Origin of the sequence: Streptomyces sp. NBC_01089 (assembly GCF_045162975.1) — a bacterium.
Taxonomy (GTDB): Bacteria; Actinomycetota; Actinomycetes; order Streptomycetales; family Streptomycetaceae; genus Streptomyces.
The window spans coordinates 3,281,866-3,308,448 of sequence record NZ_CP108660.1; the positions used below are offsets into that span (position 1 = coordinate 3,281,866).

General features: G+C 69.5%; 22 protein-coding genes. 12 read left to right on the forward strand and 10 right to left on the reverse strand.

Translation table 11 applies throughout. From position 1 onward, the window contains the following. Positions 1-61 precede the first annotated feature (61 nt). Positions 62-1,312 carry a nucleotide sugar dehydrogenase gene (locus OG510_RS14385; protein WP_406137178.1) on the forward strand — a complete coding sequence of 417 codons (1,251 nt, stop codon included), beginning with the start codon at positions 62-64 and terminating at the stop codon, positions 1,310-1,312. 221 nt (positions 1,313-1,533) lie between these two features. Further along, the gene (locus OG510_RS14390; protein ID WP_406137180.1) at positions 1,534-2,058 is read left to right on the forward strand and encodes a hypothetical protein; all 525 of its coding nucleotides are present in this window, start codon (positions 1,534-1,536) and stop codon (positions 2,056-2,058) included. A 116-nt stretch (positions 2,059-2,174) separates the two neighbouring features. Here the strand turns inward: OG510_RS14390 and OG510_RS14395 are convergent, their stop codons facing one another. The 4 genes from OG510_RS14395 to OG510_RS14410 form a co-directional block, all read right to left on the reverse strand. Further along, positions 2,175-3,299, reverse strand: coding sequence for a GuaB3 family IMP dehydrogenase-related protein (locus OG510_RS14395; RefSeq protein ID WP_164262598.1), 1,125 nt, complete (start codon positions 3,297-3,299; stop codon positions 2,175-2,177). Between the two features lie 105 nt (positions 3,300-3,404). Then, positions 3,405-4,907, reverse strand: a complete 1,503-nt coding sequence (gene guaB / locus OG510_RS14400) for an IMP dehydrogenase (protein WP_164262596.1) — start codon at positions 4,905-4,907, stop codon at positions 3,405-3,407. 333 nt (positions 4,908-5,240) lie between these two features. Beyond that, complete coding sequence (locus tag OG510_RS14405) at positions 5,241-5,828, reverse strand: sigma-70 family RNA polymerase sigma factor (protein ID WP_164262594.1); 588 nt, start codon at positions 5,826-5,828, stop codon at positions 5,241-5,243. A 233-nt stretch (positions 5,829-6,061) separates the two neighbouring features. Then, positions 6,062-6,673: a response regulator transcription factor gene (locus tag OG510_RS14410; protein WP_003948568.1), complete on the reverse strand. Its 612-nt coding sequence runs from the start codon at positions 6,671-6,673 to the stop codon at positions 6,062-6,064. A 393-nt stretch (positions 6,674-7,066) separates the two neighbouring features. Between OG510_RS14410 and OG510_RS14415 the strand changes: the two genes are divergently transcribed. Then, positions 7,067-7,390 (forward strand): WhiB family transcriptional regulator, encoded by a 324-nt coding sequence (locus OG510_RS14415; protein ID WP_164262592.1) that lies wholly within the window; start codon positions 7,067-7,069, stop codon positions 7,388-7,390. 315 nt (positions 7,391-7,705) lie between these two features. Here OG510_RS14415 and OG510_RS14420 read toward each other — a convergent pair whose 3' ends face one another. Continuing rightward, positions 7,706-8,596, reverse strand: coding sequence for a LysR family transcriptional regulator (locus tag OG510_RS14420; protein ID WP_406137183.1), 891 nt, complete (start codon positions 8,594-8,596; stop codon positions 7,706-7,708). 169 nt (positions 8,597-8,765) lie between these two features. Here OG510_RS14420 and OG510_RS14425 point away from each other — a divergent pair, with 169 nt between their 5' ends. Next, the gene (locus OG510_RS14425) at positions 8,766-9,440 is read left to right on the forward strand and encodes an MOSC domain-containing protein (RefSeq protein ID WP_406137185.1); all 675 of its coding nucleotides are present in this window, start codon (positions 8,766-8,768) and stop codon (positions 9,438-9,440) included. A gap of 136 nt (positions 9,441-9,576) precedes the next feature. After that, entirely contained in the window at positions 9,577-10,350 is a 774-nt protein-coding gene (locus tag OG510_RS14430) for an SDR family NAD(P)-dependent oxidoreductase (protein ID WP_406137187.1), read from the forward strand. 175 nt (positions 10,351-10,525) lie between these two features. Here OG510_RS14430 and OG510_RS14435 read toward each other — a convergent pair whose 3' ends face one another. Next, on the reverse strand, positions 10,526-12,082 hold the full coding sequence (locus OG510_RS14435; RefSeq protein ID WP_406137189.1) for a right-handed parallel beta-helix repeat-containing protein: 1,557 nt from the start codon (positions 12,080-12,082) through the stop codon (positions 10,526-10,528). Positions 12,083-12,222: 140 nt separating this feature from the next. Beyond that, positions 12,223-14,472 carry a DUF2264 domain-containing protein gene (locus OG510_RS14440; protein ID WP_406137191.1) on the reverse strand — a complete coding sequence of 750 codons (2,250 nt, stop codon included), beginning with the start codon at positions 14,470-14,472 and terminating at the stop codon, positions 12,223-12,225. A gap of 264 nt (positions 14,473-14,736) precedes the next feature. Here OG510_RS14440 and OG510_RS14445 point away from each other — a divergent pair, with 264 nt between their 5' ends. The 5 genes from OG510_RS14445 to OG510_RS14465 all read left to right on the forward strand — a co-directional run bounded on the left by OG510_RS14445 (position 14,737) and on the right by OG510_RS14465 (position 20,374). Beyond that, positions 14,737-15,876, forward strand: coding sequence for a substrate-binding domain-containing protein (locus OG510_RS14445; RefSeq protein ID WP_406137193.1), 1,140 nt, complete (start codon positions 14,737-14,739; stop codon positions 15,874-15,876). Between the two features lie 187 nt (positions 15,877-16,063). Further along, on the forward strand, positions 16,064-17,383 hold the full coding sequence (locus tag OG510_RS14450) for an ABC transporter substrate-binding protein (RefSeq protein ID WP_406137195.1): 1,320 nt from the start codon (positions 16,064-16,066) through the stop codon (positions 17,381-17,383). Between the two features lie 5 nt (positions 17,384-17,388). Then, entirely contained in the window at positions 17,389-18,276 is an 888-nt protein-coding gene (locus OG510_RS14455; RefSeq protein ID WP_406137197.1) for a carbohydrate ABC transporter permease, read from the forward strand. After that, positions 18,273-19,130 carry a carbohydrate ABC transporter permease gene (locus OG510_RS14460; protein ID WP_406137199.1) on the forward strand — a complete coding sequence of 286 codons (858 nt, stop codon included), beginning with the start codon at positions 18,273-18,275 and terminating at the stop codon, positions 19,128-19,130. The genes OG510_RS14455 and OG510_RS14460 overlap by 4 nt, the downstream gene beginning before the upstream one ends. A gap of 215 nt (positions 19,131-19,345) precedes the next feature. Further along, positions 19,346-20,374: a hydroxyacid dehydrogenase gene (locus OG510_RS14465; protein ID WP_406137201.1), complete on the forward strand. Its 1,029-nt coding sequence runs from the start codon at positions 19,346-19,348 to the stop codon at positions 20,372-20,374. Between the two features lie 135 nt (positions 20,375-20,509). Here the strand turns inward: OG510_RS14465 and groL are convergent, their stop codons facing one another. Further along, positions 20,510-22,132 carry a chaperonin GroEL gene (gene groL / locus OG510_RS14470; RefSeq protein WP_164262573.1) on the reverse strand — a complete coding sequence of 541 codons (1,623 nt, stop codon included), beginning with the start codon at positions 22,130-22,132 and terminating at the stop codon, positions 20,510-20,512. 126 nt (positions 22,133-22,258) lie between these two features. After that, positions 22,259-22,567, reverse strand: a complete 309-nt coding sequence (groES, locus tag OG510_RS14475) for a co-chaperone GroES (RefSeq protein WP_164262571.1) — start codon at positions 22,565-22,567, stop codon at positions 22,259-22,261. 369 nt (positions 22,568-22,936) lie between these two features. On the opposite strand from groES, the gene OG510_RS14480 reads away from it, so the two are divergent. Further along, complete coding sequence (locus tag OG510_RS14480; protein ID WP_406137204.1) at positions 22,937-24,115, forward strand: THUMP-like domain-containing protein; 1,179 nt, start codon at positions 22,937-22,939, stop codon at positions 24,113-24,115. 145 nt (positions 24,116-24,260) lie between these two features. Here the strand turns inward: OG510_RS14480 and OG510_RS14485 are convergent, their stop codons facing one another. Next, positions 24,261-24,626: a hypothetical protein gene (locus tag OG510_RS14485; RefSeq protein WP_406137206.1), complete on the reverse strand. Its 366-nt coding sequence runs from the start codon at positions 24,624-24,626 to the stop codon at positions 24,261-24,263. 254 nt (positions 24,627-24,880) lie between these two features. On the opposite strand from OG510_RS14485, the gene OG510_RS14490 reads away from it, so the two are divergent. Then, positions 24,881-26,578 (forward strand): alpha/beta hydrolase, encoded by a 1,698-nt coding sequence (locus OG510_RS14490; protein WP_406137208.1) that lies wholly within the window; start codon positions 24,881-24,883, stop codon positions 26,576-26,578. Positions 26,579-26,583 lie beyond the last annotated feature (5 nt).

The window sequence follows — 26,583 nt, forward strand, 5'->3', positions numbered from 1 at the left end:
GCGCTGTCCACAGGAGTTGCGCACTCGTCCCCCTCCGGCTATTGGGAAGGACGGATCACCCATGCCCGCAGATCTCGCCGTGATCGGACTCGGCCACCTCGGCCTGCCGCTCGCCCAGGCCGCCGTCGCCACCGGTCTCGAAACCATCGGTTACGACACCGACCCGCGCCGCCTGCTGCAACTCGCCGCCGGCCACACCCCCGTCGACGGCTCCCTCAGCGCGGCCGACATCCGCCGGATGCTCTCGGGGGGCTTCCGGCCCGTCACCGATCCGGCCGAACTGGGCCGGGTGCGAACCGCCGTCATCTGCGCGCCCACCCCCCTGGGCGAGGACCGGGCACTCGACCTGGCCCCCGTCACCGAAGCCACCCGCGCACTCGCCGCCAGGCTCCGCCCGCACACCACGGTCATCGTCGAATCGGCCGTCTACCCGGGCACCACGGAGGAAATCCTGCGCCCCCTCCTGGAAGAGGGCTCAGGACTGCGGGCCGGCCGGGACTTCCACCTCGCGTACTCCCCCAGCCGCCTCGACCCCGGCAACCGGACCCACCCCTACGCGGCGACACCCAAGGTCATCGGCGGCCTGACCCCCGCCTGCACCGAATCCGCGGCCGCCTTCTACGGCCGGTTGAGTGACAAGGTCGTCAGGGCACGCGGCCCCCGCGAGGCCGAAATGACCAAACTGCTCGAAACCAACTACCGGCACGTCAACATCGCCCTCGTCAACGAGATGGCCGTGCTCTGCCACGAGCTGGGCGTCGACCTCTGGGACGTCATCCGCTGCGCCGAAACCAAGCCCTTCGGCTTCCAGCCGTTCCGGCCGGGCCCCGGCGTCGGCGGCCACGGCGTCCCCGTCGACACCGCGGGCCCCCCGCACACCGTCCGCCCGCTGCGCATGGTCGAACTCGCCCAGCAGGTCAACGACCGGATGCCGCAGTACGTCATCCAGCGCTGCGCCACCCTCCTCAACGAGCACGGCAAGTCGGCGCGCGGCGCCCGTGTGCTGCTCCTCGGCGTCACCTACAAGCCCGACCTCGCCGACCAGCAGAACTCCCCGGCCTGCGAGATCGCCCGCAGGCTGATGGACCTGGGCGCATCGGTGAGCTACCACGACCCGTACGTCCCCGACTGGCGCATCCGCGACGTGCCGGTCCCCCGCGCGGACTCCCTCTACGAAGCGGCGGCGGGCGCGGATCTGACCGTGCTGCTCCAACACCACCGCACGTACGACCTGCAGGGCCTCGCCGTGAAGGCCCAGCTCCTGCTCGACACCAGAGGAGCCACCCCGGTGGGAGCCGCCCACCGCCTGTGACCGCGGTACGGGACGGCAAACGTGACAACACACGCGAACGCGCATGTAGATGCGCACGCGAACGCGCACGTGAAGGCATACGTAAAGGCATGCGTAAAGGCGCACGTGAAGGCATGCGTAAAGGCGTATGTGAATGTCATGTGTGGATGTCGGTCGGGACTGCTAGCGTGCGACGTTCACTTCTCGCACACCCGTACGCATGCATCCAGGGGGACCACGTCATGACCCAGCCCGCGCCACCGCCCCATTCGCCGGAGCCGTCCTCGCACCAACCGCCCGGGTACCAACCGCCGGGGCAACAGCCGCCGGCCTTCGGCTTCCCGATGGCCCCGCAGGCCGCCCCGCCGAAGGTCAACATCGCGGGCGGCATCGTCGTCGCCGTGATCACCGCCCTGGTCGTGGGCGCGGCGTACGGAGGCATCCTCGGCGCCACCAAGCACGAGTTCGGCTACGCGGCGGTCGCCGTGGGGTTCCTCATCGGCTTCGCCACCGGCAAGGTCGGCGGCGACCATGTGGGACTCGCGGCCGTCGGCGCCGTACTCTCCCTGGCGTCCGTCTACTTCGGGCAGCTGTTCGGCGAGGCGATCGTCGCGTCCAAGGAGCTCCCGGTCTCCGTCCCGGAGCTGTTCTTCCAGCACTTCGGCCTGCTCAACGACGCCTGGCGGGCCGACGCGGACTTCCTCAGCTACCTCTTCATCGCGATCGCCGCCGGGGCGTCCTTCGCCGGTATGAAGCGAGCCCTCTGAGCCACACACCTACCGCCCGCACCCGCGCACCCAGCACGAAGCCCGGACCGCAGCCGCGGTCCGGGCCTGTACACAGCACGACGCAGGCGGTACCGGGCCGGTACCGCCCCGCCGGCTCAGCGCTTGTGCTGGGCGTCCGCCACCGTCACCTCGACGCGCTGGAACTCCTTCAGCTCGCTGTACCCGGTGGTCGCCATCGAGCGGCGCAGCGCCCCGAAGAAGTTCATCGAACCGTCCGGGATGTGCGAGGGCCCGGCGAGGACCTCCTCGGTCGTGCCGACCATGCCCAGGTCCACCAGCTTGCCACGCGGCACGTCCTCGTGGACGGCCTCCATGCCCCAGTGGTGCCCCTTGCCGGGCGCGTCCGACGCGCGGGCCAGCGGCGAGCCGATCATGACCGAGTCAGCACCGCAGGCGATGGCCTTCGGCAGGTCGCCCGACCAGCCGACGCCACCGTCCGCGATGACGTGCACATAGCGGCCGCCGGACTCGTCCATGTAGTCGCGGCGGGCCGCCGCCACATCGGCGACCGCGGTCGCCATCGGGACCTGGATCCCCAGCACATTGCGCGTGGTGTGCGCGGCGCCGCCGCCGAAGCCGACGAGCACCCCGGCCGCTCCGGTACGCATCAGGTGCAGCGCGGCCGTGTACGTCGCACAGCCGCCCACGATGACCGGGACGTCCAGCTCGTAGATGAACTGCTTCAGGTTCAGCGGCTCGGCGGCGCCCGAGACATGCTCGGCGGAGACCGTCGTACCGCGGATGACGAAGATGTCGACCCCCGCGTCCACGACCGCCTTCGAGAACTGGGCGGTGCGCTGCGGGGAGAGCGCGGCCGCGGTGACCACACCCGAGTCGCGCACCTCCTTGATCCGCAGGCCGATCAGGTCCTCCTGGATCGGAGCCGCGTAGATCTCCTGGAGCCGCCGCGTCGCGGTCTCCTCGTCGAGTCCGGCGATCTCGTCGAGCAGCGGCTGCGGGTCCTCGTACCGCGTCCACAGACCTTCGAGGTTCAGCACCCCGAGGCCGCCCATCTCACCGATGCGGATGGCGGTCTGCGGGGACACGACCGAGTCCATCGGAGCGGCCAGGAACGGCAGCTCGAACCGGTAGGCATCGATCTGCCAGGCGATCGAGACCTCCTTCGGGTCCCGGGTGCGCCGGCTCGGCACGATGGCGATGTCGTCGAACGCGTACGCCCTGCGGCCGCGCTTGCCGCGCCCGATCTCGATCTCAGTCACGATGTGTGGCCTTTCCCTCTACGTATGCCGTTCCAGTATCCCCGACGCGCGCGCGGAAGCCCGCGGGCCGTCCGGCCCGCGGGCTTCCGCGGTGGTACGTACGCCTCAGCGCCGTGCGTAGTTCGGCGCCTCGACGGTCATCTGGATGTCGTGCGGGTGGCTCTCCTTGAGCCCAGCCGACGTGATCCGGACGAACCGGCCCTTGCTCTCCATCTGGTCGACGCTGGCCGCGCCCACATAGCCCATCGTCTGGCGCAGACCGCCGACGAGCTGGTGCAGGACATTGCCCAGCGGGCCCCGGTAGGGCACCTGGCCCTCGATGCCCTCGGGCACGAGCTTGTCGTCGGACGACACGTCGGCCTGGAAGTAGCGGTCCTTGGAGTACGAGCGGGCCTGGCCGCGGGTCTGCATCGCGCCGAGCGAGCCCATGCCCCGGTACGACTTGAACTGCTTGCCGTTGATGAACAGCAGCTCACCCGGCGACTCCTCGCACCCGGCGAGCAGGCTGCCCAGCATCACGCTGTCGGCGCCGGCGGCGAGCGCCTTGCCGATGTCTCCTGAGTACTGGAGGCCGCCGTCACCGATCACCGGGACGCCGGCGGCACGCGCGGCGAGCGCGGCCTCGTAGATCGCGGTGACCTGCGGGACTCCGATACCGGCGACCACACGGGTGGTGCAGATCGAGCCGGGTCCGACACCGACCTTGACGCCGTCCACACCCGCGTCGACCAGCGCCTGGGCGCCGTCACGGGTGGCGACGTTCCCGCCGATGACGTCCACGGAGACGCCCGACTTGATCTTCGCCATCCAGTTGAGCGCGTTGCTGTTGTGACCGTGCGAGGTGTCGACGATCAGGAAGTCGGCTCCGGCCTCGGCGAGCGCCTGGGCGCGGTCCAGCGCCTCCGGGCTCGCACCGACGGCCGCGCCGACGAGGAGCCTGCCCTCGGCGTCCTTCGCCGCGTTCGGGTACTTCTCGGCCTTGACGAAGTCCTTGACCGTGATCAGGCCCTTGAGGATGCCCGCGTCGTTGACCAGCGGAAGCTTCTCGATCTTGTGGCGGCGCAGCAGCTGCATGGCGTCGGCGCCGGAGATGCCGACCTTGCCGGTCACCAGCGGCATCGGCGTCATGACCTCACGCACCTGGCGGTTGCGGTCCGACTCGAACGCCATGTCGCGGTTGGTGACGATACCGAGGAGCTTGCCCGCCGGGTCGGTCACCGGGACGCCGCTGATACGGAACTTGGCGCACAGCTCATCGGCCTCGCGCAGCGTCGCGTCGGGGTGCACCGTGATCGGGTCGGTGACCATGCCGGACTCGGAGCGCTTGACCAGATCGACCTGGTTGGCCTGGTCCTCGATCGAAAGATTGCGGTGCAGCACACCGACGCCGCCCTGCCGGGCCATGGCGATGGCCATCCGGGCCTCGGTGACCTTGTCCATCGCGGCGGACAGCAGCGGGATGTTCACGGTGACGTTCCGCGAGATCCTGGACGAGGTGTCGACAGCGTTCGGGAGCACTTCCGATGCGCCCGGCAGCAGCAGCACGTCGTCGTATGTCAGCCCGAGCGTCGCGAATTTCTCGGGCACTCCGTCGACGTTTGCAGTCATGACACCTTCCCCAAATGGCCTTGATCGGTGCGGATGTCCATGCTAACGGGCCCGAGGGGCGTCTCATTCCACGATCAGCCCGATCCGGAATCCTTGGAGGTTTCTACCGACCGGAGCGCCCCGGGGTGCCGAGAGGTGCCCGGCCTGCCGGTGGGCAGGGGCGACTGCTGGTGTCTGCCGGTGGCTGCGCGGGGCGAACGGAAGGGGCCACCGGTGCTTGCCGCCGGCTTCCGGCAGCCCGAGCTGATCACCGGTGACCGGCAGCTGTGACGAATGTCCTGGCGACCGGCCCCGCGCCTGCCACCTGCCGCCTGCTGCTCGGCGACGTACCCGCTACTGCTCGGCCAGCGCCCGCAACCGGCTCAGCGCACGGTGCTGAGCTACCCGCACGGCCCCCGGCGACATCCCCAGCATCTGCCCGGTCTCCTCGGCGGTCAGCCCCACGGCGACCCGCAGCACCAGCAGCTCGCGCTGGTTCTCCGGGAGGTTGGCCAGCAGTTTCCTGGCCCAGGCGGCATCGCTGCTGAGCAGCGCACGCTCCTCGGGGCCGAGCGAATCGTCCGGCCGCTCGGGCATCTCGTCCGACGGCACGGCCGTCGACCCGGGATGGCGCATGGCCGCCCGCTGAAGGTCGGCGACCTTGTGGGTGGCGATGGCGAAAACGAAAGCTTCGAAGGGCCTGCCGGTGTCCTTGTAGCGCGGCAGCGCCATCAGAACGGCGACACAGACCTCCTGCGCGAGGTCCTCCACGAAATGGCGGGCATCGCCCGGCAGCCGGTTCAGCCGCGTACGGCAGTAGCGCAGGGCCAGCGGGTGGACGTGCGCCAGCAGGTCGTGCGTGGCCTGCTGGTCTCCGTCGACAGCGAGATGGACGAGCGCGCCGATGGTTCCCTGGCCGTTCGCAGCCTCGTCGTCGCGCATCGGTCCATGGTGCCTTGGCACCGAACCATCCGCTTCACCGCGCTCGTAGTTGTGCACTGAAGCGTTATGAGCAGGTGCGCCGGAACTCATCCGCTGCGCCCTCCCCTCCCGCTCGAACGACTCGTCCCCGAGGAACTCCACACCTCAAGGATGCGGCATCGCGCGGGAAACAGAGTTGGGGCGTCCGCCACCCCGTCCGCCACCGAGCGGACGGGGGTACTGCCGGTCACCGTCTAACGAACCAGGCCCCACCGGAAACCGAGCGCCACGGCATGCGCACGGTCCGAGGCGCCGAGCTTCTTGAACAGCCGCCTGGCGTGCGTCTTCACCGTGTCCTCGGAGAGGAAGAGCTCCCGGCCGATCTCCGCGTTCGACCGGCCGTGACTCATCCCTTCGAGCACCTGGATCTCACGCGCAGTGAGCGTGGGAGCCGCGCCCATTTCGGCCGAACGGAGCCGTCGGGGAGCGAGCCGCCAGGTCGGATCGGCGAGCGCCTGCGTGACCGTCGCACGCAGCTCGGCGCGCGAGGCGTCCTTGTGCAGATAGCCGCGGGCACCGGCGGCGACCGCCAGCGCGACACCGTCCAGATCCTCGGCGACCGTCAGCATGATGATCCGGGCACCGGGGTCTGCCGAGAGGAGCCGGCGCACCGTCTCCACACCACCCAGACCGGGCATGCGTACGTCCATCAGAATCAGGTCCGAACGGTCGGCTCCCCAGCGGCGGAGGACTTCCTCGCCGTTGGCCGCCGTCGTCACACGCTCGACGCCGGGCACGGTCGCGACCGCTCGACGGAGCGCTTCTCGGGCAAGCGGGGAATCGTCGCAGACGAGGACGGATGTCATGACCGCCCTCCGCAGCTGATGCGCGTCACCTTGAGCCTCCAGGCTGGGTACTAATCGTCACCTGTGCGGTCGACGCCTCTCGGACATGTGCCCGAGCGCTTCTTGTTTCAACCGCCCACGCACTCTCAACGATGGTCACTCGAAAGAGTTACGGGCCGGACGGCCGCCTTCGACACTCTACGTGAGGACTCGGTCGCGGAGCAGAGTCCCACACCCCAATTGTCTAGTTTGAAAGGTAATGACCCGTTCAGCTGCTTTTCTTCCATTTTGCTGGTGTCTATGGCTAGATTCGTAATGAGTCATATTTACATCTACTTACATCGTGGATGGACGGTCGCGGGTGCGGTCGACATCACCGCCCCCGCCTCAGCAACGGCTTCAAGGGGACAAGCAATGGCAGATTTTTCCCGCCTTCCCGGACCCAATGCCGACCTATGGGACTGGCAGCTCCTCGCGGCCTGCCGCGGGGTGGACAGCTCGCTCTTCTTCCACCCGGAGGGCGAACGGGGCGCTGCGCGCAGCGCGCGTGAGACCTCGGCCAAAGAGGTGTGCATGCGCTGCCCGGTCCGCGCCGAGTGCGCGGCGCACGCACTTGCCGTACGCGAGCCCTACGGGGTGTGGGGCGGCCTGACCGAGGACGAACGTGAGGAGCTGATGGGGCGCGCCCGCAACCGACTGATCACCGCCGCGACCCCGAACGGGTCCGGGCCCGCTTAGCGTTCAGCGCAGGATGCCTTGAGGGGAAACGTTCCTGCGCACCCGTCTGCTGAACACGGCCTCCCGGTCTCTCGGCCTCCGCATGCCTTGCCGCATGTCCGCTTCTGCGTGCTCGCTCCTGTGTGGCCGCTTCTGTGTGCCCGCTTCTGCGTGCCGCTTCTGCACGCCCTGTTCTCACACGGCCGCCCCGTTTTCACACGCCAGCCGTGTCTGCTCCACGTCTGCTCCACGTCTGCGTCTGCTCCACCGCATCCGTTCGAACGCCGCGTCCGGCCGGCCGGGTCGGCGCCCGGCCCCGTTTCGGCGGTGCGCGGTTCAGCGCGCGGCGGCGCGGGCCAGCCGGTCCAGAGTCGCCGCGACGGCGGGAACCTGGGCCAGATCCGGAAGCGTCAGTGCGACGATCTCGCGCTGGACCGCCGGTTCCACCGATACCGTCCTCGCGCCCATGGGCCGTACCGACTCGATCGCCAGCTCCGGCAGCACCGCCACCCCGAGCCCGGCGCCGACCAGGCCGATCACTGCCGGGTAGTCGTCCGTGGCGAAGTCGATCCGGGGCGTGAAGCCCGCACTCTCGCAGACCTCGACCAGCTGCCGGCGGCAGCGCGGACACCCCGCGATCCACGACTCGTCGGCCAGGTCCCCCACCGTGATGGCGTCCGCGTCGGCCAGCCGGTGCCCGGCCGGGACCAGGCCGACCATGCGGTCGGTGAGCAGCGGCCGTACGACCAGGTCGTCCCACTCGTCCGTGGCGGGCCCGTAGCGGAAGGCGAGCGCCACATCGCAGTCCCCGTCGCGCACCATCTCGACGGAGCGCGGCGGCTCCCCCTCGACCAGCGAGACCCGGGTACCGGGGTGGGCGGCCCGCAGCGCCGCCAGAGCGGTGGGCACCAGGGTCGAACTGCCGCTGGGGAACGACACCAGCCGCACCCGGCCCGCGCGCAGCCCGGCGATGGCGGCGACCTCTTCCTCGGCGGCCGTGAGCCCGGCGAGGATGCCGCCGGCGTGGCGGACCAGCGCTTCGCCCGCCTGCGTGAGGCGCATTTCGCGGCCCGTGCGGATCAGCAGCGTCGTGCCCGATGACGCCTCCAGGGCCTTCATCTGCTGGCTGACCGCAGGCTGGGTGCAGCCCAGTTCGCGGGCGGCCGCGGAGAAGGATCCAGTGGTCGCGACGGCTCGCAGGACGCGGAGATGACGGGCCTCGATCATGCGGTAAGCATAAGCGATTCTTGGGGGCGATGCGGATTACCGCGCACCGGCTATGACACAGGCCGGCTATGACCGCCGTGGCCATGGGGCGGTGTTTTTGTTCGCGGAGCGGGCCCTGGCCGAGCCGGTCGGCAGGAGCCCTGGGCCGGCGAGCCTCTAGCCTCCTGTCATGAGACTTCTGTCAGTGAATGTGGGGCGGGCCAGAACCGCCGCGTACACGGACGCCGAGGGCGGCAGGACCGGCGTCGACAAACGGCCGGTCGAGGGTCCCGTACGGGTCTTCCAGCCGGGCCCCAAGGGGGAGGGGGCCAGTGGGGTCGAGGGTGACGCGGTCTGCGATCTGCGTTTCCACGGCGGCGACGACCGTGCGGTGTACGCCTTCGCGCGCGAGGACCTGGACACCTGGGAGCAGGAGCTGGGGCGGCCGCTCGCCGACGGCTCATTCGCCGAGAACCTCACCACCTGCGGTGTCGATGTGAGCGGCGCGCTCATCGGTGAACGGTGGCGGGTGGGCCCCGATGTGGTGCTCGAGGTCACCGGTGGGCGCATTCCCTGCCGCACGTTCCAGGGGCATGTGGGCGAGCCGGGGTGGGTCAAGCGCTTCACTCTGGCCGGGGCGCCCGGAGCACTGCTGCGGGTGATCCGGCCGGGCGCTTTCAGCGCGGGCGACCCGGTCGAGGTCGTACACCGCCCGGAGCACGACATCACCGTGGCGCTGCTCTTCCGCGCGGCGACGGTCGAGCGCGAACTGCTGCCCCGGACGCTGGTGGCGGCGGAGTGGATGGAGTCGGGGCTGCTGGGTGTGGCGCGTGACTACGCGGACAAGCACGCGAGTTCGGCCTGACGAGGTACGGGACAAGGCTGTGGACCGAGGCGGTGGGGCACGGCCGTGGGTCAGGGCGGTGGGTCACGGTGGTGCGCCGAGGTGCGCCGAGGTGGGGCACGGTGGCGGACCGGGCGGGCGGACTAACGTTCCGCCCATGACGACAGCACTGATCACGGGCGCGACAGCGGGAATCGGAGCCGCCTTCGCGCGGCGACTGGCGACGGACGGCCACAACCTCGTTCTGGTGGCACGCAATACCGAACGGTTGCAGGAGCAGGCGACCGAACTGCACGACCGGCACGGCATCGAGGCCGAGGTGCTGACGGCGGATCTCGGCACCGATGACGGCATCTCCCTCGTCGAGAAGCGTCTCGCGGACTCCCGGAACGCGATCGACCTGCTGATCAACAACGCCGGATTCGGCAACAAGGGCCAGTTTCTCGATGTCCCGATGTCCGAGGAACTGACCATGCTCAAAGTGCACTGCGAGGCAGTTCTGCGGCTGACCTCCGCCGCGGTGCCGGCGATGCGGGCGCGGGGCCGCGGCGGCATCGTCAACGTGGCGTCGGTGGCGGCGTTCCTGCCGCGCGGGACGTACGGCGCTTCGAAGGCATGGGTCGTGCAGTTCACCCAGGGCGCGGCCAGGGACCTGGCGGGCTCGGGCGTACGCCTGATGGTGCTGTGCCCGGGATTCGTGCGTACGGAGTTCCATGAGCGGGCGGGCATGGGGACGGACAACATCCCGGGGTGGATGTGGCTGGACGCCGACAAGGTGGTGGCCGCGGCGCTCGCCGATCTCGCGCGCGGGAAGTCGCTGTCGATTCCCGACCCCCGGTACAAGGCGATGATGGGCGCGGTGAAGCTGGCGCCGCGCGGCCTGCTCGGAGGGGTCACCTCCAAGACAGGCCGCAAGTACGGTCCTCAGTAAGGGCTTCCGGGGTATCGGTTTCCGGGCATGCGGCCGGGTTCTCAGTAGTAAGCGCCTTCAGCGGCAAGGGCTCTCAGCGGTGAGGGCCGTCGGCAACGGCTTTCCTCGACCGCCGGCAACGGCTTTCCCTCGGCCGTCGGCAACGGCTTTCCCTCGGCCGTCGGCCAGGCCCTGCTCAGCGGGTGAGGCCCGGCCCGGCGTAGGCGCCGATGTTGGGTGCGCCCGGCTTCAGCCTGTTGCCGAAGTAGTCCCTGCCGCCGTTGTCGGGGACGGCCGTTCCCGCGCCGATGGCGGGTGAGCCCTTCGACAGGCGGAAGTCGCCGCGCAGCAGCGGGTCGGAGGTGATGCCGCCCGGGTCGGGGCGGGTCACGTCGATCCCGTAGAACGCGTTGTGGTCGAGCGCCAGGCCGGCTGTCGGGTTGGAGAAGCCGTAGCCGCCGGTGCCGCCGCTCACGAAGATGTTGTTGCGGATGTGCTGCTCGTGCTGGGTGGTGGCGGGGCTGCTGTTGTCGTCCTGGACCAGATATCCGGGGATGGTCTCCTTGTTGGAGAAGGAGTTGTTGTAGATCTGGGTGTTGAGGATGGGGCCCGCGCAGTTCTGGAGCAGCCGGGTGCCGTCGTTGTGGCTGATGTTGTAGCGGGCGACCGTGTCGACCGTCTTCGCCCCGCTGTACGGGCAGACCAGCAGGAAGCCGCCCTTGTTGTCGTGGCTGTAGTTGTACTGGAAGACGGTGTGGCTGGAGGCTCCGTCCGCGTCGAAGGACATGCCGTCGTGGCTGTTCCCGCCGCCCGACACCTCGTTGTGCTGAATCAGGGTGTCATCGGTGTTGAACGTCCAGATGCCCGCGTTGGCGGAGGGCGAGCGCAGCTGGAATCCGTCGACCCGGTTGCGCTCCACGACCGCGCCGCTGGTGGTGTCCAGCTTCATCCCGTCGCCGCCGATGGACTTCAGGGTGTTGTCGTGGACACGGACGCCGGTGGACGGGGTCCAGGCGCCCGGGTAGACGCTGGGGTCCTGCTGCTCGCCGACCAGATCGCGTTTGGAGAAGGTCGACTTGAAGTAGATGCCCTCGCGGTCGACGTCCTCGATACGGTTGTGGTGGATGTCCAGGCCGTCGTAGCTGCTGGCCTTCGCCGTGCCCTCGACGTCGATATGGATGGCGCTGGAACCGGTCAGGGTCTTGGCGTCCCCGCCTCGGACATCGTGGATGTAGAGGTGGTCGATCTCGAAGCCGTGAGCGGTGCCGTAGTCGGTGAGGCGGAGCCGGACGGCGTTGCGCTCGCTGCCGGGGTCCGCGGCATTGGTGATTTCCAGGCCGGTCAGGTGGACGTACTGGGTGTTGGAGAGCAGTACGGCGTCGTGCGCGCCCGCACCGTCGATCGCGGCGCGGCCGTTGCCGGGGCCGTAGGGGGCGATGGTGAAGGGGGCGCGGGCCGATCCGGCTCCCTTCGGGGCGAGGGAACCTGTGCACGTCGTGCCTCGTTTGAAGAGGAGACGGTCGCCGGGGGCGTAGGTGTGGGCGTTGGCCTGGTCAAGGGTGGTCCAGGGGTGGCGCGCCGTGCCGTCGCTCCGGGCCGGGGATGCGGGTGTGGGTATGGGTGTGGCGGGGACGGCGGGGGCGGCCGAGCAGTCGACGTGGAAGGTGGCTCCGGGGTGGGGAGCCGCCGCCTGAGCGGGGGTGGCGAGTCCGGTCATGACCAGTCCGGATATGGCCAGTCCGCTGATCGCCATGCCCGCTGCTCCCAGCCCGGTCGCTGCCAGACTGGTCGCCGCAGAGCGTCCGGATGCTGTCCGTCCGGATGCTCCCCGGCGCGTTGTCGCACGGGTGGTGAGGGAGGCCGGGGTCAGAGGGGTGTGCGCAGGGCGAAGTCTCATCGTTCCTCCGGGAGTTCCGGGAGTTGCAGTACGGCGGAAGTACCGTCCTGCCAGGTCACGTGGATCGTGTGGGGATCGCTGACATGGATGTTCGCGAGGGCTGCGGCGGGCGCGGGGTCCGGCTCGGCGGTGAGCGAGGCGAGGCTGACGAAGAGTGACTCGGGTGTGGTGGTGACGCCGTCGAGCGCGAGAACCTGCGCGCTCGGGCCGAACATGGTTGACCCTGCGGCGAGTTGGCGGGCGGTTCCGGTGTAACCGTGGAGGGGGTGGAGCTGGGCGATCGGCTGGACAGCCGACTGGGAGGCCCTACCGGTCTGGTGCTCGGGGGCCCCATCGGTCCGACGGCCGGGGGTGCACGCCCAACCGGTCTGGCGTACCGGGGTGCCCGCGTCTGCTCCGACGACCAGATGCACGCGGATCTCCGCGCGGCCGTGGGCCACCGTGGCGGAGACGATTCGTACGCCGGACAGCGGTGCGGTCATGGACGCCAACCAACCGGGCCCGGAGGCAAGGGGCGTGGCCGGGCCGCGAGGCGTGCACTCGCCGTCGACGATGAGTGCGAAGTGATTGTCGCGGGGCGATGCGAGCGGGGCGCCTGGCCGAGTGCCGGCCTTGTCGCCGGCCTTGTCGGCGGCCGTTTCGGCGGCCGTGAATCCGGTGCGGGTGGAGTACGCGTAACGGGAGTACCCCGGGTCGTCGTCCTCACCGACGTGGTTGCTGCCGTGGTTGTGGAGACGTACGAGACCGTCCGCCGCAGTGGACTGGATCAGCATGGCGGGCGGGCCCAGCACGGTCACGGCGTCGGCCGTCTCGGCCGGCAGTGCCTCCTCCGCCGCGGTCCAGACCGGATGGCCCGCGGGCATCAGCAGCCCGAGGAAACCCTTGGACGCCCAGTAGGGCGATGCGGGGCCCGAGTACGACTGGATGATCGGTTCGTACGGGCCGTGCCAGCCCAGAGTGAGCAGCCCGCGTGCGTCGGTCGCGCGACGGCGCGGCGACGAGCTGGGGCCGGCCGGGCTTACCGGAGTTGCCGGGGCTGTCTTGTCGACCGGGGCCGCCTGGGCCGGGCTCGCGTGCCCAGAACGATTCGGCTGCCCAGATCCATTCGGCAGGGCTCTGTCCTCGTCTTCGCCCTTTTCCCTATCCAGATCCACATCCCCGTCCAGGAAGTACCGCAGGGTTCCGGAGGCCAGGCGGCGGGTGGCGCCGGGTGTCAGCGGGGTGTGGCCGGTCATGGCGCCGAGCCAGGGCGCGGCCGCGGCGGCGAAACGGTAGGTGAGGGAGCGGCCGTACGGCATCGGGGCACCGTCCGCGCCGAACATCCGTGTATACGCGTCGAGATGCGCGTGCAGCCGGGGCCCGTACCGGGCGAGCAGTTCCTGGTCGCCGCTGAGATGGGCGTGCAGGACCGGGTAGAAGTGCATCGCCCAGGCGTTGTAGTGGTCGAAGGAACGGTTGGGGCCATCGCTGTACCAGCCCTCGCCGAGCCACCACTCCTCGATACGTTCCAACGCACGGTCGATCGTCTGCCGCGCGCGGTCGGTCTCGATCCCGGCGTCCTGCAGGAAACCGGCGACGGTGAGGCCGAAGAGCCACCAGTTGTTGTTGACGGGTGACGGGCCGAGCGCCGGCAGCAGCCAGTCGACGACCTGCTGCTGTGTGCGGACGTCGAGCGTGTCCCAGAGCCAGGGCCGCGTGAGGCGCAGTCCGAGCGCGACCGATGCGGATTCCACGACGGCCTGCCGCGTGTCAGCGATCCGGGGCCACCGATCCGCGTCCCCGGGGTCCGCGTCCTCGGGGTCCGTGTCCTCGGGGTCCGCGTCCTCGGGGGCCACATCGCGGGGGTCGGTATAGCGGGGATCCGTATCGCGGGAGTCCGTATCGCGGGGGTCGGTATGGCCCGGGGCTGCCCCATCCGGGCCGGGCGACGTGCCCGCGACGAGGCCCTCGGCGTAACGCGGGAGGAAGCCGTGCGGGTCGTGGCCCTCCGCGCCCGCGACCCGGAAGGCGGCAAGGAGCCAGGTGCGGGCGTACCCTTCGAGGCCGTCGGAGCGCGGGCCCGACCAACTGGGCCGGTGGCCAGGGAGATTGATCAGACCATGACGGGGCGAAGCGTAGGGCCGCACGGCCAGCAGCAGTTCATCGGCCGCGGCCTCCCAGTCGGCACGGGTCCAGCCGGTGTACGAGCTGAGCCGGCCGCATGGGCCGGACGGGCCGGGCCGGCTCGACGAGTTCGGGCTCAGCATGATGCTCCCTGGAGGCGGACTTCGGCGTCGCTGTCGCCCGGAATCTTGAACCCACGGATGATCGAACGTCAATGGAAGAGTGACGAATGATCGAAACTCCCATCGTTCGATCAAAGTGCATTAGGGTCTGGCCGTGGCATCCACCCCTGTCCGACCGGCCACACCCACCACCCAGCCGCCCACACACCGCCGCTTACACCCAGCCACCCACACACCGCCGGCCACCACACAGCCGGCCACCAGACCGCGAGGGGGACCGCCGCCGTGCGCGAGAGTGCCGACGAACGCCATGACCGACTGCTTGAGCTCGTACGGGAGCAGGGGTCGGCCCGCGTCTCCGATCTCGCGGGGCAGCTCGGCGTCTCCCCCGTCACGGTCCGGCGGGACGTCGAGACGCTGGCGGAGCGCGGCCTGCTCGACCGGGTGCACGGTTCGGTCTCCTGGCCGCGGTCCGCGGCGTCCGCGGCCGGAACAGGAGCAGCGCCCGGAGGCGGCGGCCTGGTCCTCGGGCTGCTGGCTCCGTCGGCCACGTACTACTTCGCCGAGGTGATCAGAGGTGCGCACGACGCGGCCGCCCAGGCCGGTGCGCGGCTGATCCTCCGCATCTCCGACTACCGCCCCAAGGAGGACAAGGCCCGCAGCGAGGGCCTGCTGGCGGCGGGCGCGGAGGGACTGCTGATCGCGCCGGGCTGGCAGGCCGCGGGTGACCAGGCGGCTTACGGCGACTGGATGTCGGAGCTGCCGGTGCCTGCCGTGCTGCTGGAACGGCAGCCCGCACTGGGCAGCACCCTCGACGACATGGACCGGGTGTGTTCCGACCACCGGCACGGAGTGCTGCTGGCCGTGCGCCATCTGGTCGGCCTCGGCCACGGCGCACCGCTGCTGGTCGCCCGCGCGGACAGTCCGACCGCGCTCGCGGTACGGGCCGGTTACGACGAGGCACTGGGCGCACTCGGCCTGGAACAGCCGCGCCCCGTGATCGATTCGGTGCCGGCCGAACTCGACCGGGGCCGCTTCGAGGAGGCCGTACGCGCTGTGCAGACCGCGGTGACCACGGGCGGCGTGACGGCGGCACTGGTCCACAACGACGTGGACGCCATCCATCTGGTGCAGCGCCTGGCCGAGTTGGGCGTACGCGTGCCGGAGGATCTGGCCCTGGTCGCCTACGACGACGAGGTGGCCGCCCTCGCGGACACTCCGCTCACCGCGGTGGCTCCACCGAAACGCCAGGTCGGGCTGTACGGGACCCGGATGCTGGTCGAGCGGCTGAGCACGGGGCCACGCGGCAGGACACCGGAGCAGCAGGACCGGGAGAACCAGGGCCGGCAGGAACCGGGTCAGCATCTGGCGCTGCTGCCCAGGCTGCACGTACGGGATTCCTGTGGGGCGACCGCGCCCCGGTAGCGACGCCGACCCCGTAGCGACGCCGACTCCGCAGTAACTCCGCCCCGGTGGTGACTCCGCGCGGCCCGGATTTCGATAACACTCTGATCTTTTTTCGATCATTCAATCTTTCGCTCTTGACTTCGGTCATTGCGGGGCCAAGGATCACGGCCAACGTCAATGTCGCCGCTAGCTCAGGAGTCTCGCTGTGAGCCGCAGTTGGAGCAGAACGACCCTTTCCATAGCCGGCGCCGCCACTGCCCTGGCCGTCCTCACGGCCTGCGGCAGCAGCGGCGACGACTCCTCGAAGGGCACGGACGGCAAGCCCGTGGCCATCACGTTCTGGGGCTGGGCCAAGGGCTCGAAGGAGACCGTGGACGCGTTCAACGCCTCGCACAAGAACATCCACGTGAAGTACGAGGAGATCCCGTCCGGCAACGCCGGCGGCTACGCCAAGATCTCCAACGCGGTCAAGGCGGGCAACGCCCCCGACCTGGTCTCCATCGAGTACCCCCAGCTGCCGGAGTACGTCAGCCAGGGCGCGCTCCAGGACATCAGCAAGTACATGACCGACGACGTGAAGAAGAAGTTCCTGCCGCAGGCCGTCGAACAGACCACGCTGGGCGGCAAGAACTGGGCCGTTCCGTTCGACGCGTCGCCGCAGGCGTTCTACTACCGCAAGGATCTGTTCAGCAAGTACGGAGTCGCCGTACCCAAGACCTGGGACGACTTCCGCAAGGCCGCGGAGAAGATCAAGAAGGCCGACAAGAAGGCCAGGATCGGCACCTTCTTCCCTGACGACCCGACCACGTTCGAGGCGATGGCCTGGCAGGCCGGCGCCCAGTGGTTCAAGGCGGACGGGGACACCTGGAAGATCAACACCACGGACTCCGCCACCACCAAGGTCGCCGGCTACTGGCAGGGCCTGATCAAGAACGATCTGATCCGCTCGCAGGCGTCCTTCAGCCCGGAGTGGACGAACTCCCTGAAGAACGGCGGCACCATCGGCTACCTCGGCGCGGCCTGGGGAGCCGGAGTCCTGAAGTCCACACTGCCGGAGCAGAAGGGCAAGTGGGCCATCGCCCCGATGCCGACCTGGGACGGGCAGGCCGCCAGCGGCATGCTCGGTGGCTCCACCTGGGCCGTGACCAAGGACAGCAAGCACGCCGACGCGGCAGTCGAGTTCGCCAAGTGGATGTCGACCACTCAGGACGGCATCAAGGCCCGCATCGCCTCGGGCACTTCGAGCGCCTACCCGGCCGCGACCGAGCTGCTGCCCGCGGCGAAGAAGGCATTCGACTCCTCGTTCTACGGCGGCCAGGACATCTACCAGCTGTTCGGCACCGCAGCCGCCTCCATCAAGCAGGGCTGGACCTGGGGCCCGGCGACCGGCACCACGAACACCGCGATCAAGGACCAGTTCGGCAAGGTCGCCAGTGGCGGCTCCACGATCAGCGGGTCGGTCAAGGCCGGCCATGACGCGACCGTCCAGGAACTCAAGAAGCGCGGACTGAAGGTCGAGGGCTGACCGGTATGAAGGCCCGCACCCGCGCCGCCGCGATCCTGCTGACCCCGTTCTTCGTCCTGTTCACCGCTGTGATGCTGGTGCCGATCGGATACGCGGTCTGGCTCAGCCTCTTCACCGAGAAGCAGTCGGGACTGGGGTTCGGCGGCTCCGAGTCCGTGTTCTCCGGTCTCGACAACTACGCGGCGGCGCTGGGTGACCGGGCCTTCCGCGAGGGCTTCGGCGTACTGCTCGGATACTGCGTCATCTACATCCCCCTGATGGTCTGCGGCGCCCTCGCACTCGCACTGCTGCTGGACTCCGCGCTGGCCCGCGCCAAGCGCTTCTTCCAGCTCGCGCTCTTCCTGCCGCACGCCGTTCCCGGCATCATCGCGGCGCTGATCTGGGTCTACCTCTACACACCCGGACTGAGCCCGGTGGTCTCGGCGATGCACTCGGGTGGCATCGGCTTCAACTTCTTCTCCTCGTCCGGTGCTCTCCCCTCCGTCGTCAACATCGCGCTGTGGGAATGGCTCGGCTACAACATGGTGATCTTCTACGCCGCCCTGCAGGCCATCGACCGCTCGGTCCTCGAAGCGGCCACCGTGGACGGCGCCGGCGGCTGGCGCACCGCCGTCAGCATCAAACTCCCGCTGATCCGCGCCTCCGTCGTGATGGTCGCACTGTTCACCATCATCGGTTCACTCCAGCTGTTCACCGAGCCGCTGATCCTCAACAGCGGCGCCGGGTCCGCCGTCTCCTCCACCTGGACACCGAACATGTACGCGTACACCGCCGCCTTCTCCCGCAACGACTACGGGCTCGCGGCGTCCGCCTCCGTGCTCCTGGCGCTGACGGCCGCACTGCTGTCGTTCCTCGTCACCCGCTTCACCGGCCGCAAGGGGAAGAACGCATGAGCCCCCGCCCGGCACCGAAGAACCGCTGGCTGTCGAAGACCGCCGTCAACGGCGCACTGGTCCTCGCCGTCGTCTACATGCTCTTCCCGCTCATCTGGCTGGTCACCGCCTCCACCAAGGACACCGGCGGGCTGCTCTCCGGCAACGCCTTCTCCTTCAAGGGCTTCAACCTCGGCGAGAACCTCTCCGACCTGGCCTCCTACGGGGGCGGCGTCTACTTCCGCTGGTACGGGAACAGCCTGCTGTACGCGGGTGTGGGCGCCGTCCTGTGCTCACTGATCTGCGTCGCCGCCGGTTACGCCTTCGACAAGTACGAGTTCCGGGGCAAGGAGAAACTCTTCGGGCTCGTCCTGCTCGGTGTGCTGGTTCCCACCACCGCACTCGCGCTGCCGATGTATCTGCTGGCCAGCAAGATCGGCATCGTCAACACCTACTGGTCGGTGCTGATCCCGGTCCTGGTCAACCCCTTCGGCGTCTACCTCGCCCGGGTCTTCAGCGCCGGCTACATACCGAACGAGGCGCTGGAGGCAGCCCGTATCGACGGGGCCGGTGAACTGCGCACCTTCTGGTCCATCGGTATGCCCATGATGATGCCCGGGTTCGTGACGATCTTCCTCTTCCAGTTCACAGCGATCTGGAACAACTTCTTCCTCCCCCTGGTCATGCTCTCGGACCGCGATCTCTTCCCCTTGAGTCTCGGCCTGTACTCGTGGAACACCAACACCCACGGCGAACCGAGCTTCTATCCGCTCGTGGTCACCGGATCACTCCTCGCCGTCATCCCCCTGATCGTCGCCTTCGTCTCCCTCCAGCGGCACTGGAAGGCCGGCCTCACCGCGGGCAGCGTCAAATGACCACCACCGGGCGGACACGGACCGGTCCCCCACAGACCGGGCCTGCCCCCACGGGACCGCCATCCGCCGGACCGGCCCCTACCGGACCAGCCCCCGCCATGCCGCATCCCCCCGTGCCGCCCCCTGCTTCGCCCCATCCCGCTGGGCCGGACCCTGCCGCCCCGCCCCCTGCCGAGCTGCGCCCTGAGCAACCAAGAAGGAGCACTGGGACCACCATGCACCACGCCACTGACAATCGGCCGGGCGTCCTGCTTGCGATGGGTCCGGGCATCATGGAGCGCCTGTTCGCCGAGCGCCATCACACCCGGCTGACCGCCCTGGCGCGTACGGACAGCCGACTCGTGGCTCACGACCTGGCGAGACCCACGGCCGAGGTCGCCGCGGCGCTCGCCGAGGCCGAAGTCCTCTTCACCTGCTGGGGCGCGACCCCGCTCACCGCCCGGATCCTGGACTCGGCACCCCGGCTGCGCGCCGTCGTCCACGCGGCCGGCTCGGTCAAGCACCACATCACCGAGGCATGCTGGGAGCGCGGCATCACCGTTGCCTCGGCCGCGGCGGCCAACGCCCTGCCGGTGGCCGAGTACACCCTCGCCACGATCCTGCTCGCCAACAAGCGGGTCCTGCAGTCCGCGTACCGGTACCGCGCGATGCGCGGTGACCACGACTGGCGGGACGAACTGGACGGCGCGGGCAACTACCGCCGCACCGTCGGCATCATCGGCGCCTCCCGGATCGGGCGCCGGGTGATCGAGCTGCTGCGCCCCTTCGACCTGCGGGTCCTGCTGTACGACCCGTACGTCGATACGGCCGAGGCCGCCGCGCTCGGCGTGGAGCCGGTACCGCTGGACGACCTGTGCGCCCACAGCGACGTCGTCAGCGTGCACGCCCCCCAGCTACCGGCCACCCGGCACATGATCGGAGCCTGCCAGCTGGCCGCGATGCCGGACGGGGCGACGCTCATCAACACCGCCCGCGGCTCGCTGATCGACGAGGAGGCGCTGGTTCCGGAACTGGCGAGCGGGCGGCTGCACGCCGTACTGGATGTGACGGATCCCGAGACCCCGTACCCGGATTCGCCGCTCTACGACCTGCCGAACGTCCTGCTCACCCCGCATGTCGCGGGATCGCTCGGCGGCGAGCTGCACCGGATGGCGGACCAGGCGCTGGACGAACTCGAACGGTATGCGTCGGGGCAGGAGTTCGCGGACCCGGTACTCCCGTCGGACCTGACGCGCTCGGCCTAGCCGGGCACTGACCCGGCCCTTCGGGGCCTCACCCGGTAATAACCCCGTACTCCCATAACCACCGAGGCCCGGCACCCCTTCGAAGCGAATTCGAAGCGAAGGGGTGCCGGGCCTCAGGCGTGCGTCAGGTCAGCCTCAGTGCGAGTGACCGTGGCCGTGAGCCGCCTCGGGCTCCTCCTCCGCCGGCTTCTCGACGACCAGGGTCTCGGTCGTGAGCAGCAGCGAAGCGATGGACGCGGCGTTCTCCAGCGCGGAGCGGGTGACCTTGACCGGGTCGATGACGCCGGCCTTCACCAGGTCGCCGTACTCGCCGGTCGCGGCGTTGAAGCCGTCGCCCTTGCCGAGCTCGGCGACCTTCGAGGTGATGACGTAGCCCTCGAGGCCGGCGTTCTCGGCGATCCAGCGCAGCGGCTCGACAGCGGCGCGGCGGACGACCGCGACACCGGTGGCCTCGTCGCCGGTCTTGCCCAGGTTGCCTTCGAGCACCTTGACGGCGTGCACCAGAGCGGAGCCACCACCGGAGACGATGCCCTCCTCGACCGCGGCGCGGGTCGCGGAGATGGCGTCCTCCAGACGGTGCTTCTTCTCCTTGAGCTCCACCTCGGTGGCGGCACCGACACGGATCACGCACACGCCACCGGCCAGCTTCGCGAGGCGCTCCTGGAGCTTCTCGCGGTCCCAGTCGGAGTCCGTGGACTCGATCTCGGCCTTGATCTGGTTGACGCGGCCCTGGACCTCGTCGGCCTTGCCACCGCCGTCGACGATGACGGTGTCGTCCTTGGTGATGGTCACGCGGCGGGCGGTGCCCAGCACGTCGAGACCGGCCTGGTCGAGCTTGAGGCCGACCTCCTCGGCGATGACCGTGGCACCGGTGAGGGTGGCCATGTCGCCGAGCATCGCCTTGCGGCGGTCGCCGAAGCCGGGGGCCTTGACCGCGACCGCGTTGAAGGTGCCGCGGATCTTGTTCACGACCAGGGTCGACAGGGCCTCGCCCTCGACGTCCTCGGCGATGATCAGCAGCGGCTTGGAGCTGCCCGCCTGGATGACCTTCTCGAGGAGCGGCAGCAGGTCCTGGATCGAACCGATCTTGCCCTGGTGGATCAGGATGTACGGGTCGTCGAGGACGGCCTCCATACGCTCCTGGTCGGTCACCATGTACGGCGAGAGGTAGCCCTTGTCGAAGGCCATGCCCTCGGTGAAGTCCAGGTCGAGCCCGAAGGTGTTGGACTCCTCGACGGTGATGACACCGTCCTTGCCGACCTTGTCCATCGCCTCGGCGATGAGCTCACCGACCTGCTTGTCCTGCGCGGAGAGACCGGCGACAGCGGCGATGTCGGACTTGTCATCGATCGGGCGGGCGGTCGCGAGGAGCTCCTCGGACACGGCCTTGACCGCGGCGTCGATGCCCTTCTTCAGGGAGGCGGGCGAAGCGCCGGCGGCGACGTTGCGCAGGCCCTCCCGGACCAGCGCCTGGGCCAGCACGGTGGCGGTGGTGGTGCCGTCACCCGCGATGTCGTTGGTCTTGGTCGCCACCTCCTTCACCAGCTGCGCACCGAGGTTCTCGTACGGGTCGTCGAGCTCGACCTCGCGGGCGATCGTGACACCGTCGTTGGTGATGGTGGGGGCACCGAACTTCTTGTCGATGACGACGTTGCGGCCCTTGGGGCCGATCGTCACCTTGACCGTGTCGGCAAGCTTGTTGACGCCGCGCTCAAGGGCGCGACGGGCGTCCTCGTCGAACTTCAGGATCTTCGCCATGGAGCTGATTCAGTCCTCTCAAAAACGAACTGCGCCCCCAGTGCCCGTCACTCGTTGTGCGAACACACTTGTGCGAACACAGCAGATGCGGGGCCAGGGGCGCAGATCAAGAAATACGTCGGTGAATTACTTCTCGACGATCGCGAGAACGTCGCGAGCCGAGAGGACGAGGTACTCCTCGCCGTTGTACTTCACCTCGGTGCCGCCGTACTTGCTGTAAAGCACGACATCGCCGGCCTTGACGTCAAGCGGAAGACGCTCGCCGTTCTCGAAGCGGCCCGGGCCCACGGCCAGGACGACGCCCTCCTGGGGCTTCTCCTTGGCGGTGTCCGGAATGACCAGGCCGGAGGCCGTGGTCTGCTCGGCGTCGAGCGGCTGGACCACAATGCGGTCCTCGAGCGGCTTAATGGCAACCTTGGAGCTGGTTGTCGACACGATCCGGTCTCCCCCTTCGGAGATCTCACGGGGTGAACTGTCTGAGTGGCGACCGGATGGATCCGTCGTCGCGGGTGCCGGACCGGCCCGTCGCCATATTTGGCACTCTCCCGTGGGGAGTGCCAGAACTGAGACTAGGACGGCAGTTAGCACTCGGTCAAGCGGAGTGCCAATGTGGTCGGCCATGTCGTCGGGTTCCTGATGCGGGGCGGCGGTCCCGACCGGAGGCAATGCCGCGGTCCCTTCCCATCGGTTCAGCTCGGTTCAGCGCTTCGCGTTTCGCGCCCGCCTCGCCATCAGCTGCGGCTGCGGCTGCGGCTGCGGCTGCGGGCGGCCGGTCGTCCGCAGCCGATCACCCACAATGGACAGGTGACCGATCTCGACGCCTTCACCGCGCTGTTCACCGATGAGGGCGCCGCCCTGCTCGAATCGCTGCGGGAGTACGACGCCGCCCAGGAACTGGCCGTCGCCACCAGGTTGCGCCGCACGTACCCCACTGAGCTGGTCTCGGCCGCCCTCGCCCAGGCGCGGCTGCGCCAGCGGGCCGTGCCGAAATTTGGCGCCGCCGACGCGTACCGGATGTTCTTCACGCCCAACGGTGTGGAGCAGTCCACTCGTAGATCCGTCGCCGAGTACCGCGCGCGGCGCTTCGCCGAGCTGGGCGTACGCAGCGTCGCCGACCTGTGCTGCGGCATCGGCGGGGACGCCCTGGCGCTCGCCCGCGCCGGGATCTCCGTACTGGCGGTCGACCGCGATCCGCTCACAGCCGAAGTCGTACGGGCCAACGCGGACGCCCTCGGGCTGAGCAGCCTGGTCGAAGTACGGTGCGCGGATGTGGCGGACATCGACACCGACCCGTACGACGCGGTCTTCGTCGACCCGGCACGGCGTGGCGGTCGCGGCCGGATCTTCAACCCCGAGGCGTACTCACCGCCGCTGTCCTGGGCCACGGGCGCGGTGGCCGACCGCCCGGCCCCGGGAGCGATCAAGATCGCTCCCGGTATCCCGCACGAGCTGATCCCCGCCGAAGCCGAGGCCGAGTGGATCTCCGACAACGGTGACGTCAAGGAAGCAGTGCTCTGGTTCGGCACGGAACCGGGCCTGCGCCGCGCCACACTGCTCCCGTCAGGGACCACCCTCACGGGCCGCGGACTCCCCGACCCCGAGGTGCGTGCACTGGGCCGGTATCTGTACGAACCGGACGGCGCCGTCATCCGCGCCCATCTCGTCGCCGAGGTCGCCGAGGAACTCGGTGGCGGGCTCATCGACGAGACCATCGCCTACATCACCGCGGACGACCTGCGCCCGACGCTCTGCGCGACGGCGTACGAAATCACGGACGCGCTCCCCTTCGGTCTGAAAAAGCTCAAGGCACTGCTGCGCGAGCGGGAAGTCGGGAACCTCACCGTCAAGAAGCGCGGCTCGGCGGTGGAGCCCGAAGAGGTACGACGCAGGGTCAAGCCGCAGGGGCCGAACGCGGCCACCGTGATCCTCACCCGCGTCGCCGGCGCGCCGACGATGCTGATCGGACACCCGGCGCAGCCCTGACGGAGCCACCGGGCCCTGCGAACCCCCTGGCGGAGCCGCCGGGCCCTGAGACTTCCCGCTCCTCGTCAGGGGCCGGGGGACGCTTGCCGGCGTCTCGTCGGGGGGCTCGCCGGCGCCCCGCCCGGGGACGTTTGCCGACGCCTCGTCAGGCCAGGTCCGTCAGCTCGTCCGCGTACACCTGGGACAGCGGCTGCGGCCCCACGTACTGCTGGCAGTTGCAGACCCCGGGCTCGAAACTCAGCGGCTTCTTGTTCTCGTCCCAGGACGTCGGCACCTCGACGGTCTCGTGGCACTTGCCTTGCCGGTCGTGCTTGGCGAGGTGGTGCGTGCAGCCGCAGACCGGCTCGGGCGGTTTGTGCGCCGCCTCGATCTCCCTGCGTTCCCGCTCGGCCGTCTCCAGCCGCTCCATCCGGCGCTCATGACGTGTGCGCAGGGCAGTACGGCCCGTATCGGCGACCCAGCCGAATCCGCCGACCATGAAGAAGATGAATACCCACCAGAGCCAGCTCACTTGCGGCCCCTTCCCCCCGGCCCGTGTCCTGGCCTTCAAGGTTACCCGTGCGAGCACCGAGAGCCGAAGGGTCTGGGCGGGGAAGCTCTGGGCGGGGGCGGTGGGGGACGTGGCCTTGCCTGGTCGGGTCTGGGTGGCCTGGGCGAGCGCCCGGAGGTGGCCTGGGGTGGCTGACCTGGGGGTGACTGACGGCCCGTCCCCCGTACGGACCTTGCGCCAGGCGGTATCCGACGGGTCGTCAGAGGATGATCAACATGACGCCTCGTAAGCCGTCGCGCCTGTCGGCGCGTTTGTCGCTCCGCTCGTCCCTTCCTGCGGCAGGCCGCCCGGCCATCGCCGCACGGCCTCGTAAGCCGTTCCGTCAGGTGCGGGCCGGCCTGTCCCGTAAAGCCGCCGGGCGGGTCGTGGGGTGTGCCGCGGCCGCTTCTCTGCTGCTCGGCGGGCCCGCGTTCGCCGCCGCCCCCGCACCTCCCGCAGCCACGCCGTCGGCCGCTGCCGGCGCCCTCGCGGCGCCCAAGGACCAGGACCCGCTGAAGTGGGCCACGTGCCCCGCGCCCTCCCAGGCGCAGGGCGGGGGCAAGGCCCCCGGGACCGGCTGGACCTGCGCCACTCTGCATGTCCCCCTCGACTACACCAAGCCCGGCGGGAAGACGATTCCGCTGGCGCTGATCCGGCACCGTGCGACAGGTCCCGGCAAGCGCATCGGCTCGCTGATCTACAACTTCGGCGGCCCCGGCGGCTCGGGCGTCGACACACTGCCCGCGTTCACACCCACGTTCGCGAAGCTCAACACCCGCTACGACCTGGTGAGTTTCGATCCGCGCGGAGTCGGCAACAGTGCACCCGTCAACTGTCTCACCGGACCGGAGACCGACGCTCTCAACGCCGTCGACTCCACGCCCGACACCCCCACCGAGGTCCGGCAGTGGATGGACGCGACCCGGAACTTCGCGGCGCAGTGCACGAAGAAGTCCGGCCCGCTCCTGCCGTATCTGACGACCACCAATGTGGCCAGGGACCTGGACCGGATCCGCGCGGCGGTGGGCGACAAGAAGCTGAACTACTACGGCTTCTCGTACGGCACGGAGCTGGGCGCGACCTACGCCCACCTCTTCCCGCAGAAGGTCGGCCGTGCGGTGCTCGACGGCGTCATGCACCCGGACAAGGACTTCACGCAGGGAGCCCTCTACCAGCTGAAAGGCTTTCAGCTGGCCCTGGACCACTTCGCGCGCTCGTGCGTCGCCGCCACGTATCTCTGTCCACTGCACCGCTCCACTCCCGAGGGGGTGGAGAAGGTGCTGACCGGGCTCGTGGACGGCCTGGAGAAGCACCCGGCGGCCGCAGCGGGGGGCCGCACGCTCAATGACTCGCTCGCGCTGACAGCGATCGAGGGCGCGCTGTACTCACCGGATTCCGGCTGGCCGCGCATGGCGAGCGCGGTCGCGGTGTATCTGCGTACCCACAACCCCGCGGCGCTGCTCTCGATGGCCGACAGCATGACGGGCCGGGACGCGAAGGGGCACTACTCGAACAGCAACAACGTTTTCTCGGCGACCAGTTGCGCCGACTTCGGCGTTCCGGTGGGGAAGACAGAGATCGAGCGGCAGCTGCCTGCCTTCAGGAAGGCGTCGCCGCTGTTCGGCCCGCAGTTCGCGTGGGCGCTGAACCAGTGCACGTACTGGCCGGTCAAGGGGGCCATGAAGCACATGGAGGTCAGGGCGAAGGGCGCACCGCCGATTCTGGTCATCGGCAATACGGGTGACCCCGCCACCCCGTACGGCGGGGCGAAGGCGATGGCGCAGCGGCTCGGGAAGGGAGTCGGGGTGCTGGTCACCTGGAAGGGCGGCGAGGGCCACTGCTCGTACGGGAACGGCAGCGCGTGCATCGACGGCACGGCGAACGCGTATCTGCTGGACGGGAAGGTGCCTGCGTACGGGACCAGCTGCTCCTGAGGGGA